Source organism: Pseudomonas siliginis (assembly GCF_024072275.1).
GTDB lineage: Bacteria > Pseudomonadota > Gammaproteobacteria > Pseudomonadales > Pseudomonadaceae > Aquipseudomonas > Aquipseudomonas siliginis.
Genome location: NZ_CP099598.1, coordinates 2097612 through 2110040 on the forward strand (window position 1 = coordinate 2097612; position 12429 = coordinate 2110040).

The 12429-nt window shown below is 64.2% G+C and carries 3 protein-coding genes; all 3 read left to right on the forward strand.

What is annotated here, in order from left to right; all coding sequences use genetic code 11:
- Window positions 1–25: 25 nt before the first annotated feature.
- The 3 genes from NF676_RS09915 to NF676_RS09925 all read left to right on the forward strand — a co-directional run bounded on the left by NF676_RS09915 (window position 26) and on the right by NF676_RS09925 (window position 12418).
- A complete protein-coding gene (locus NF676_RS09915) occupies window positions 26–1009 on the forward strand; it encodes a TauD/TfdA family dioxygenase (RefSeq protein ID WP_252887628.1) in 984 nt (327 codons plus the stop codon).
- Between the two features lie 187 nt (window positions 1010–1196).
- A complete protein-coding gene (locus NF676_RS09920; protein ID WP_252887629.1) occupies window positions 1197–4598 on the forward strand; it encodes a non-ribosomal peptide synthetase in 3402 nt (1133 codons plus the stop codon).
- Window positions 4595–12418 (forward strand): non-ribosomal peptide synthetase, encoded by a 7824-nt coding sequence (locus NF676_RS09925; protein WP_252887630.1) that lies wholly within the window; start codon window positions 4595–4597, stop codon window positions 12416–12418. Before NF676_RS09920 ends, NF676_RS09925 begins: the two co-directional genes overlap by 4 nt.
- Window positions 12419–12429: the final 11 nt, after the last annotated feature.

The window sequence follows — 12429 nt, forward strand, 5'->3', positions numbered from 1 at the left end:
ATCTATCATTTTCAGGAGGCCAGTCATGGCTGTTGCTCTGGGGTTTTCCGTGCGGCCGTTGCTGCCGCAGCGCGGACGTTTGCCGCTGTTGGTCGAAGCAAGCGATGCCGACACCGATCTGTTGGCGGTATTCGATGAATTGAAGGCCTTGGTCGACGAGCACCTGCTGCGCGACGGTGGCGTGCTGTTTCGCGGCTTCCGCCTCGACGGCGCCGAGCAGTTTCGCCAGTTTGCCGCGAGTTTCGGCCATCCATTGCTCAACTACGAGTTCGGCTCGACGCCGCGTACCAACGTCACCCAAGGCGTGTACACCTCCACCGAATACCCGGCGCACCAAAGCATTCCGCTGCACAACGAACAGGCTTATTCCCGCGACTGGCCGATGAAGATCTGGTTCTACAGCATGATCGCCGCCAGGTCCGGCGGTGAGACGCCGATTGCCGACAGCCGCGAAGTGTACCGGCGCATCCCGGTGGCGATCCGCGAGCGTTTCGTCAGCAAAGGCCTGATGTACGTGCGCAACTTCGGCAATGGCCTCGATGTGGCCTGGGAAGACGTGTTCAACACCGAAGACCGTGAAGTCGTCGAGGCCTACTGCAAGGCTCACGGCATTGTCTGCGAGTGGAAGGACGACGGTGAGCTGCGCACGCGCCAGATCTGTCAGGCGGTGGCGGTGCATCCGGTGACCGGCGACCACGTCTGGTTCAATCAGGCGCACCTGTTTCACATCTCCAACCTGCCAGCGGACGTGCGCGAAAGCTTGCTCGACATCGTCGACGAAGAAGACCTGCCACGTAATGTCTACTACGGCGACGGCTCGCCGATCGAAGACGAAGTGCTGGCGCAGATTCGCGCGGTGCTCGACGACTGTGCGATCAGTTTCCCCTGGCAGGAGGGCGATGTGCTGATGCTCGACAACATGCTCTCGGCTCACGCGCGCTCACCGTTCGAAGGGCCGCGCAAAGTCATCGTGGCCATGGCCGAGGGGCATTCGCAGGACGTGCGCTGACCTGTTCGCAACCCTTCAACTCAAATGCCGAATCCGGGCCTGTACCGGCTTCGGCATTTGTCTGTCTGGCCTTTGAACTGTCGGGCCGTGATTGCCGCTGGCGCGCTAAATCATCGCGCGGGCCATTCGTTCTTGTTGATACGACCGGGTCTCCAGGTCACGCCGCCGATCAGCAAGGACTCCACGCATGAATGCCGCAGACGCACAGAAACTAGCCCGCCGCTTTATCGAATTGCCCCAGGACAAACGCCGTCTGTTCCTCGCCGGCATGGCCCGCGAAGGCATCGATTTTGCGCAGCTTCCCATGACCGCCTGCGACGGCATCGCCGAGCGTGACGGCCTGTCTTACGCGCAGCAGCGCATGTGGTTTCTCTGGCAGCTGGAGCCGACCAGCGCCGCCTACAACCTGCCGATGGCGGTGCGTCTGGATGGTGAGTTGCAAGTCGAGGCACTGGAGCAGGCCTTCAGCCGTCTGGCGGCGCGCCACGAATGTTTGCGCACCACCTTCGGCCAGGACGGCGAGTGTGCCTTCCAGCGTGTGGCCGAACCAAAGCCACTAAAACTGCCCGTCACTGACCTGAGCACGGTGCCCGAAGCGCAGCGCTGGCCGCTGGCGCAGCAGCACATGATGGCCGAGGCGACCCAGGCCTTCGACCTGCAGAACGGCCCGCTGCTGAGTCTGCGTCTGTTACGCCTGGCCGAGCAGGAACATGTGTTGCTGCTGACCCTGCATCACATCATCGCTGACGGCTGGTCGATGAACATTCTGATCGACGAATTCATGCGCACCTACGACGCGTTGGCCGCCGGGCGTGAACCGACGCTGGCGCCCTTGACCGTGCATTACCGCGACTATGCGCTGTGGCAGCGCAGCTGGCTGGAGGCCGGTGAGCGCGAGCGGCAATTGGACTACTGGCGCACGCAACTGGGCGACGAACATCCAGTGCTGGAATTGCCCACCGATCGCGCCTATCCGGCGCAGTCCAGCCATCAGGGCGCACGCCTGGAAACGGTGATCGACGCAGCCCTGCGCGAAGAGCTGAAAAACCTTGCCCAGCGTCAGGGCGTAACCTTGTTCGTGGTGTTGCTGGCAGCGTTCAAGACCCTGTTGCATCGCTACAGCGGCCAGACCGATATTCGTGTCGGCGGGCTGATCGCCAACCGCACCCGCAGTGAAACCGAAGGGTTGATCGGCTTCTTCGTCAACACCCAGATCCTGCGCAGCGTGGTCACCGCACAAACGCCGTTCACCGAGTTGCTGCAGAACCTGCGCCAGGCCGCCCTCGGCGCCCAGGCCCATCAGGATCTGCCGTTCGACGCCCTGATCGAAGCCCTGCAACCGGCGCGCAGCCAGAGCCACAATCCGCTGTTCCAAGTGATGTTCAACCACCAGCCGCTGGTCACCGATCTGCACCAGGCGCAACTGGCCTCGGGTTTGCGCGTGGGCTATTTGAGCGAGGAGCAACTGGCCGGCAGCGGCCGGCAACATGCGGCCACCAGTGACCTGATGCTCGACACTCGCGAGGAGGGCGAGCAACTGTTTGCTGCCTTCACTTACGCCACGGATATTTTCGACGCCGCGACCATCGCCGCGCTGGCCGGGCATTGGCGCAAGATTCTCCAGTCGGTGTGCCGCGATCCGCAGCAGTTGATCGGCGATGTGGCGATGCTTGCCGAAGACGAACGCCACGCCTTGATCCAGGCCACCGCGCCAGCGCCTCGTTTCATTAGCGTGCAAAGCCTGTTCGAAGCGCAAGTAGCACGCACTGGGCAAGCGCCGGCGGTGCGGTTGGCCACAGCGCCTGCGCCGGCATTCAGCTACGACGAACTCAACAGCTGCAGCAATCGCTTGGCCCGTCAGTTGCGCGCACAGGGTGTCGGCCCGGACGTGCTGGTCGGTGTTGCGCTGGGGCGCTCTCTGGAATTGGCGGTAGCGCTGCTGGCCGTGCTCAAGGCCGGTGGTGCCTATGTGCCGCTGGACCCACAGACCCCGGCCGAACGCCTGCGCCACGTGCTCGCTGACAGCGGCCTGAAACTGTTGCTCGGCGACCAGCAAAGCCTCGCCAGCCTGCCGCCGCTCGACGGCATCGAATGCCTGTGTCTGGAGCAGTTGCCCGACAGCGAGCAGAGCGACAACCTGCCGGTCACGGTCGAAGCCGACAACCTCGCTTACGTGATCTACACCTCTGGCTCCACCGGACGGCCGAAAGGGGTGGCGGTCAGTCATGGCGCGCTGAGCGAGTTCATTGCCCGCGCCATCGATTACAGCGATCTGCGCGAAGGCGACCGGGTTCTGCAATTCGCCACCAGCAGTTTCGACGGTTTCGTCGAGCAGTTTTTCCCGCCGCTGTGCCATGGCGCCAGCGTGGTCATGCGCGATGCACCGCTGTGGGACAGCGCGACGCTGCATCAGGTGATCATCGATCAGGGCATTACCCTGGCTGATCTGCCAGCGGCTTATTGGTATTGGCTGGTGCAGGAATATGCGGCGAAACCGCGGGCAAGTTTCGGCGCGCTGCGGCAGGTTCACGTCGGCGGTGAAGCCATGGCGGTGGACGGTTTGCGCTTGTGGCAACAGGCCGGGCTCGGCCATGTGCGCCTGCTCAACACCTACGGCCCGACCGAGGCCACGGTGGTCTCGACGATTCATGACTGCACCGCGCTGACCGCCCAAGACGTGTCGTGGCGCGGCATGCCGATCGGCCACGGACTGGCAGCGCGGCGCCTGTACGTGCTCGACGATGATCTGAACCTGCTGCCGCAAGGCGCGGTGGGCGAGTTGTACATCGGTGGGCCGGGGCTGGCGCGCGGTTATCACCGTCAGCCGAGCCTCAGCGCTGAGCGGTTCATTGTCGATCCGTTTGCCGACGGCCAGCGCCTGTATCGCACCGGCGACCGTGTGCGGCTGCGCGGCGATGGCGCGCTGGAGTATGTCGGCCGGGTCGATCATCAAGTGAAGATTCGTGGCTTTCGCATCGAACTGGGCGAGATCGAATCGCGCCTGCAGCAATGTCCGGGCGTTCGCGAAGCAGTGGTGCTGGCGGTGCCGTTCGCGGGCGGTGCGCAACTGGTCGCCTACGTTGTGACAGAACCTGCGGTGCTCGCCAGCGCGGCGACGCAAGCGGCATTCCGTCAGCAGACCCGCGCCGCGCTGCAAGCCAGCCTGCCGGATTACATGGTGCCGGGGCATCTGCTGTTGCTGGCGAACCTGCCGCTGACGCCGAGCGGCAAGCTCGACCGCAAGGCTTTGCCGACGCCGGATCCGGCGCAGTTGCAGGGCGATTACCGCGCCCCGCAATCACCGGCCGAACAATGTCTGGCGCAGGTCTGGGCCGAGGTGCTGCACGTGCCGCGTGTGGGCCTGGACGATCACTTTTTTGAACTGGGCGGCCATTCGTTGTTGGCCGCGCAAGTGATTGCCCGGGTCAAGGAGCAGATGGGCGTGGTGCTGCCGCTGCGCAGCCTGTTCGAAAAACCGCTGCTGGCGGATCTCGCCGAGGTGCTCGGGCAACTGGCCGAGGCGAGCGGCGACGACGACTGGTCCGACCTGGATCAGTTCATGAATGCTTTGCAAGGAGAAGAAGTATGAGCGGCACGATGGCGGAACGTATTGCAAAAAGGTTCGTCGGCCTGCCGCTGGAACAGCGTCGGCTGTTTCTGGCCAAATTGCGCGAGGAGGGCAAGGATTTCAGCCTGTTGCCGCTGCCGGTCAGCCGCCACGACTGTGCGCAGATTCCCCTGTCGTTCGCCCAGCAGCGCCTGCTGTTTCTCTGGCAACTGGAGCCGCACAGCGCCGCGTACAACATGGCCGCTGGCTTGCGTCTGAAAGGCCGGCTGGACGAGTCTGCCTTGAGCCGCTCGTTCGATCATCTGCTGGCGCGCCATGAAGTGTTGCGCACGGTGTTTCACACCGATGGCGATCAAGCGCATCAGGTGATTCTCGAGCAGCAGAAAATTGCCCTGGACCGCCTTGATCTGACCGGCACCGCCGTGCAAGAGCGCGAAAAAGTGCTCGCGCAACACGTGCAAGACGTCACCGCGCAACCGTTCGATCTGCGCCACGGCCCGTTATTGCGCGCCAGCCTGTTTGCTTTGGCCGACGATGAGTTCGTGCTGGTGGTGAGCATGCATCACATCGTCTCCGATGGCTGGTCGATGGACGTCATGGTCAAGGAGTTCGTGCAGTGCTATCAGGCGTTCAGCCTGCAGCGCGAGCCGCAATTGCCGGCGTTGCCATTGCAGTACGCCGACTATGCGATCTGGCAGCGGCGCTGGCTGGAGGCCGGCGAGGGCGAACGCCAGCTCGACTACTGGCGTCAGCAACTGGGCGACGAGCATCCGCTGCTGGAAGTGGCAGCGGACTTTGCCCGACCACCGACCCAGAGCTTCGCCGGGCAGACCCTGGGCTTTGATTTCGGCACCGACCTGTCGCAACAGCTCAACGTCTTCGCCCGCAGCCAGGGCATCAGCCTGTTCATGCTGGTGCTGGCCGGGTTCTCGTTGTTCCTTTCGCGTCTGGCCGGCGAGCGCGACATTCGTGTCGGCGTGCCGAATGCCAACCGTGGCCGCGCCGAAGTCGAAGGGCTGATCGGTTTCTTCGTTAACTCTCAGGTGCTGCGCTGCCAGGTCGATGAGTGCGCCAGCTTCGCCGATTTGCTGGCGCAGGTGCGTGAAGCGGCATTCGGCGCGCAGGCGCATCAGGAATTGCCGTTCGAGCAACTCGTCGACGAATTGGTCGCCGAACGCACCCTGGGCCACAACCCGCTGTTCCAGGCCAAATTCAACCAGAACGTCGGCATGCAGAAACAACGCTCGATGGCCTTGCCCGGCCTGACCGTCAGCGAATACCCGCTGGCCAAGGACGGCACGCATTTCGATCTGGCCCTGGACATCACCGACGACGGCGCACTGATCCACGGTCAGATGACCTACGCCAGCGATCTCTATCGGGCGGAAACGGTCGCCGGTTTTGTGCCGATGTTGCTGGATCTGTTTACACAGTTGCTCGACTCGCCGCAGGCGCCATTACATACGGTTGCCACACCACGGCCTGCTGCGCATGCCATCCAACGCGAACCGGCGTTGACGGTGTTGCAACACTGGGCGGGTGAAGTGGCCCGGCAGCCGCAGGCGCTGGCCGCTCGGGATCTCAAGCAAACGGTGACTTTCCAGGCGCTGGATGAACAAGCCAACCGTCTCGCCCATTATTTGCGTGCGCAGGGCGTCAACGTTGGCGAACCGGTGGCGGTGCTGCTGGAGCGTTCGCTGGACTGGCTGACTTGCCTGCTGGCGATTTTCAAGGCTGGCGCGGTGTACATGCCGCTCGACGTCAAGGCGCCAAGCGCGCGCCTGAAGCAGATGCTCGGCGCTGCCCAGGCGCGGGCGCTGATCGGTGCTGAAGGCGACGCACGGCTCAGCGAACTGGCGGCTGAGGGCTGTCAGGGTCTGGAGTTTGCGCCAGGGCAGTGGCACTCGCTGCCGACGTCCGCGCCTGAGCTGACGCTGTATGCGCAGTCGCCGGCCTACGTGATTCACACCTCCGGTTCCACCGGGCAACCCAAGGGCGTGCTGGTCAGCCACGGCGCGCTGGGCAGTTATGTGCGCGGTGTACTCGAGCGTCTGGCGCCGGCGCCCGAGGCCAGCATGGCGCTGGTCTCGACCATCGCCGCCGACCTTGGCTTCACCGTGCTGTTCGGTGCGTTGTGCTCGGGCCGACTGCTGCATGTGTTGCCGGAAGAACTCGGCTTCGACCCGGATCGCTTTGCCGAATACATGGCCTGCCATCGCGTTGGCGTGCTGAAGATCGTCCCCGGGCATCTCGCCGCGCTTTTGCAGGCGGCCAAGCCTGCCGATGTGCTGCCGGAACACGCACTGATCGTCGGCGGCGAAGCCTGTTCGCCGGCGCTGGTCGAGCGTGTGCAGCAACTTAAGCCGGGCTGCCGCCTGATCAACCACTACGGGCCGAGCGAAACCACCGTGGGCGTGCTGACCCACGAGGTCGAAGTGCTTGCCGCGCAAGCACGCAGTGTTCCGGTCGGCACGGCGTTGGCCGGTGCCCATGTCTATGTGCTCGACGATGTGCTCAACCCGGTAGCCGATCAGGTCGCCGGTGAGCTGTACATCGGCGGCGACAGCGTTGCCCTTGGTTACCTGAATCAGCCGGCGCTGACCGCCGAACGCTTCCTGCCCGAACCGTTCGGCGCAGCGGGCGCGCGGGTCTACCGCAGCGGCGACCGGGTCCGGCGCAATCGCGAGCAGGCGCTTGAGTTCATCGGTCGTGCCGACGATCAGGTCAAAGTGCGCGGCTACCGTGTGGAGCCTGCGGAAGTCGCGCGGCTGTTGCTCAGTCTCGACGGCGTCAGCGAAGCCGCTGTGCTCGCGCTGCCACTGGATGACGATCCGGCGCGCCTGCAACTGCTGGCGTGGTGCGTGCCGGCAGTGGGCGCGAAGGTGCAGGCGCAGGATCTGCGCGAGCAATTGCAGGCGCGGCTGCCGGATTACATGGTGCCGGCACAGTTGCTGTTGCTGGAAAAGCTGCCGCTGACTGCCAACGGCAAACTCGACAAGCGTGCCTTGCCAGTGCCCGGCGTGGTCAGCCAGCAGTTCGTCGCGCCGGTCGGTGAGATCGAAGAGAAACTGGCCGCGATCTGGGCTGAGGTGCTCAAGCTTGAGCGGGTCGGCAGCAGCGATAACTTCTTTGAACTGGGCGGCGACTCGATCCTCAGCTTGCAGATCATCGCCCGGGCCAAGCGCCAGGGCATCAAGCTCAGCCCCAAGCAGTTGTTCGAAAAACAGACCATCGGCCAACTGGCTGCTGTGGCCAGACTGATCGAAGCCAAACCGGCTGCCGTCGCGGCACCAGTGGCTCGCGGGCCGTTGCCGTTGCTGCCGATCCAGGTGCGCTTCTTCGAGACGCCGATTGCCCAGCGTCAGCACTGGAATCAGTCGGTGATGTTGCAACCGACCCTGGCGCTGGACGCCGCGCATCTGCGTACGGCGCTGGCAGCGTTGGTAGAACAGCACGAGGCCTTGGCCCTGAGTTTCGTGCAGTCGGGCGATAGCTGGCAGGCGTTGCCGCAGACTCAGCGCGATGCCGAATTGCTCTGGGTTCGCGAGCTGGACAGCCTCGATGCCTTGCCGGCCGTGGCCGACGCAGCGCAGCGCAGCCTGGATTTGCAACGCGGGCACTTGCTGCGCGCGGTGCTGGTCAACCTGCCGAACGCCGAGCAGCGCTTGTTGCTGGTGATTCATCACCTGGTGGTCGACGGCGTGTCGTGGCGCATTCTGCTGGACGACTTGCAGCAGGCTTACCACGCATGGGCGGCGGGGACGGCGCCAGTGTTGCCAAGCCAGAGCAGTTCGTTGCACAACTGGGCCGAGCAGTTGCATCGTTATGCAGAGAGCGAAACGTTGGCGGCCGAAAGCGCTTATTGGCGCCAGACCCTGGCGGCGGCTGACGCGGCACTGCCACGGGATTTCGCCGAGGACAGCCAGACCCGCGCCCAGGCCGCCCGCGCCAGTACGCGCCTGAGCCAGACATTGACCGACAAACTGCTGAAAGTCGCCCCGGCGGCCTACCGCACGCAAATCAACGACCTGTTGCTGACCGCATTGGCGCGGGTGTTGTGTGACTGGAGCGAGCAGCCTTCGGTGTTGATCCAGCTCGAAGGCCATGGTCGTGAAGACCTGTTCGAAGACATCGACCTGAGCCGCACGGTCGGCTGGTTCAGCAGCCTGTTCCCGGTGCGCCTGACCCCGCAGGCCAATCCCGCTGCGTCGCTGTGCGCGATCAAGGAGCAACTGCGCGCCGTGCCGGGCAAAGGCATCGGTTATGGCGTGCTGCGTTACCTCACGCGTGCTGCCGAGTTGCAGACGCTGGCGCAACCACGGGTGACCTTCAATTACCTCGGTCAGTTCGACGGCGCGTTCAGCGCTGAGCAGGGCGCGTTGTTCTTGCCAAGCAGCGACGGCACTGGCGCCAATCAGGATGGGCAAGCGCCGCTGGGCAATTGGCTGAGCGTCGACGGACAGGTTCTCGGCGGTGAGCTGGAACTGACCTGGACCTTCGGCACCGGCATGTACCGCGCCGAGACCATCGAGGCGTTGGCCGAGGCTTATCGCCGCGAACTGGAACGCCTGATCGAACATTGCTGCGCGAGCGGCGCAGGTGGCGTGACTCCTTCGGATTTCAACCTCGCCAACCTGACCCAGGCGCAGCTGTCGGCATTGCCGATTGCGCCGCGTGACATCGTCGATCTGTACCCGCTGTCGCCGATGCAGCAAGGCATTCTGTTCCACAGCCGCAACGAGCCGGATAGCCCGGCCTACACAAATCAGCTGCGCGTCGATGTCGAGCAGCTCGACGCCGAGCGCTTCCGCCAGGCCTGGCAGCAGACCCTTGAAGCCCACGATATTCTGCGTACGGCGTTCGTCTGGCCGCAGGATGCCGCCGCGCCGGTGCAGGTGGTCCGCAGCCGTGTGCAGATGCCGTGGCAGGTGCAGGACTGGCGCGGTCGCGCCGGCCTTGATTCAGCACTTGATCATCTCGCCGCTGAAGACCTGCACAACGGTTTCGATCTGCTCGACGCACCGCTGTTGCGCGTGACGTTGGTGCGCACCGATGAGCACACTCATCACCTGATCTACACCTGCCATCACATCCTCATGGACGGCTGGAGCACTTCGCAGTTGTTCGGCGAAGTGCTGCAACGTTACGCCGGCATCGTGCCGAGCACAGGGCAGGGGCGTTATCGCGATTACATCGAATGGCTCGGCCAGCGCGATCAGCAAGCCAGTCGGCAGTTCTGGAGCACGGCGCTGGCGGATCTCGAAGAGCCGACGCGACTGGCCAGTGCCATGCCGGTCAGGCACGCGGCCAGCGGCTATGCCGATCACCAGCATGTGTTCAGCGAACCGCTGACCGCAGAACTGAACCGCTTCGCCCGCGAGCAGAAAGTCACGCTCAACACGCTGGTGCAAGCGGCGTGGCTGCTGCTGTTGCAGCGTTATACGGGCCAGGATCACGTGACGTTCGGCGCGACTGTCGCCGGGCGGCCGACGGATTTGCCGGGTGTCGAGCAGCAGATCGGCCTGTTCATCAACACCTTGCCGGTGGTGGCGGCGCCATCGCCGGAGATCGGCGTCAGCCAATGGCTGCAACAGGTGCAAGACCTCAACCTGGCCTTGCGCGAGCACGAACACACGCCGCTGTATGACATTCAGCGCTGGGCCGGTATGGGCGCCGGGGCGTTGTTCGACAGCATTCTGGTGTTCGAAAACTACCCGATGGCCGAGGCCTTGGCTCAGGGTCCGCAGACCGGCCTGAAATTCTCGGCGATCCGCCGTCAGGAGCAGACCAATTATCCGCTGACCCTGGTGGCGATCACCGGCCGTGAGCTGAGTCTGGGCGTGAGTTACGATCAGGCCAGTTTCGACGCTCAAGCGATCAATGCGTTGAGTGCGCAGTTGCAAGGCCTGCTCGAGCAGTTCCTCGCCGACGCCACGCAGCCGCTGGGCGCGCTGCAACTGCTCGCCGAGCCACAACGGCAACAAGCGATCGAGTGGGGCAAGGCGCCGGTTACCACGCCGGATCAACGCACGGTGCTGGCGTACATTGCCGCGCAAGTGCAACGTCAACCGCAGGCGAACGCGGTGCTGTTCGCTGAGCAATCCATCGCTTACCAAAACCTCGATGCCCGAGCCAATCGTCTGGCGCACAAGCTGCAAGGCATGGGCGTCGGGCCGGAAGTGCGCGTCGGCGTGTGCATGCGCCGCACGCCGGACATGCTGGTCGGCTTGCTGGCGATCCTCAAGGCCGGTGGCGCCTACGTGCCGCTCGATCCGGATTACCCGCAGGAACGCTTGCTGCACATGCTCGACGACAGCCGCGCGGCGGTGCTGCTCACTGAGCCAGCGGCATTGGCGATGCTGCCCGAAACCTTGAGTGCGCAGGTGCTGCTGGTGGACGAGAACGTCGCCAGCGAATGCCCGGCCACTGCGCCGCTGGTTAACCTCGCGGCTGAAAATCTGGCGTACGTGATCTACACCTCCGGCTCCACCGGCAAACCGAAAGGCGTAGCCATCAGCCACGGCAATCTGTCGGCGCTGATTCAATGGTCGGCGGGGGTCTATCGCGAAGAGCAATTACGCGGTGTGCTGGCTTCGACTTCGATCTGCTTCGACCTGTCGGTGTGGGAAATCTTCGTCACGCTGGCCTGCGGTGGCTGCCTGGTGCTGGCCGACAACGCTCTGGCGCTGGCGGATTTGCCGGCGCGCGATCAGGTCACGCTGATCAACAGCGTGCCGTCGGCGATTGCCGCGTTGCAACGGGCCGGGCAGATCCCGACTTCGGTCGGCACCATCAATCTGGCCGGCGAGCCGCTCAAGCAGAGTCTGGTCGACAGCCTCTACGCCAGCACTCAGGTGCAGCAGGTCTACGACCTCTACGGGCCGTCGGAGGACACCACTTATTCGACCTTCACCCTGCGCACACCGCAGGGCCGGGCGAACATTGGCCGGCCGCTGGACAACACCGTGGTCTACCTGCTCGACAGTCAGTTGCAGGCGCTGCCCGAGGGCGTGGCGGCCGAGCTGTATCTGGCGGGTGCCGGGGTGACTCGCGGCTATCTGCGCCGCGCCGCGCTGACCGCCGAACGCTTTGTGCCGAATCCTTACGCGAGCAATGGCGAGCGCCTGTACCGCACCGGCGATCTGGTGCGCCAGGGCGATGAGGGCAACATCGAGTACATCGGTCGCGCCGACCATCAGGTGAAGATTCGCGGCTTCCGCATCGAACTCAGCGAGATCGAAGCGCGCCTGCTGGAACTCGACGATATCGGCGAAGCGGTGGTACTGGCGCAGGACGGCGCCGCTGGCAAACACCTGCATGCCTACCTCGTCGCCGCGCCGGACAGCGAGCGGTCGACGCTGACCGAGCGGGTACGCAATGCCTTGGCCAGTCGCTTGCCGGCGCACATGGTGCCGGGGCATCTGCACCTGATCGACGCGATCCCGCTGACGCCCAACGGCAAGCTCGATCGCAAGGCGCTGATGGCGTTGGGCGAGAGCCCGACGCAGGAGCAATACCAGGCACCGCAAAGCGACTTGCAGTGGGAGGTCGCGACGATCTGGCAGCAAGTGCTGGAAGTCGAGCGGGTAGGGCTGGCGGACAACTTCTTCCAGCTCGGCGGCCATTCGTTACTGGCGACGCTGGTGGTGACCCGGGTGCAGGAACGTCTGGGCGACAAGGTGCCGCTCAAGGCGCTGTTCGAAACCGACACGCTCAAGGATTTCTGCGCGCGGATCGAAGCGCTGCGCGTCGAAATGTCGCCCGTTCAGGATGAATTGGCTAAATCACTGGAGGCCCTCAAACGTCTATCCCTCGATGATCTGGAAAAACTGATTTCTTGAGAGGGAAAAAC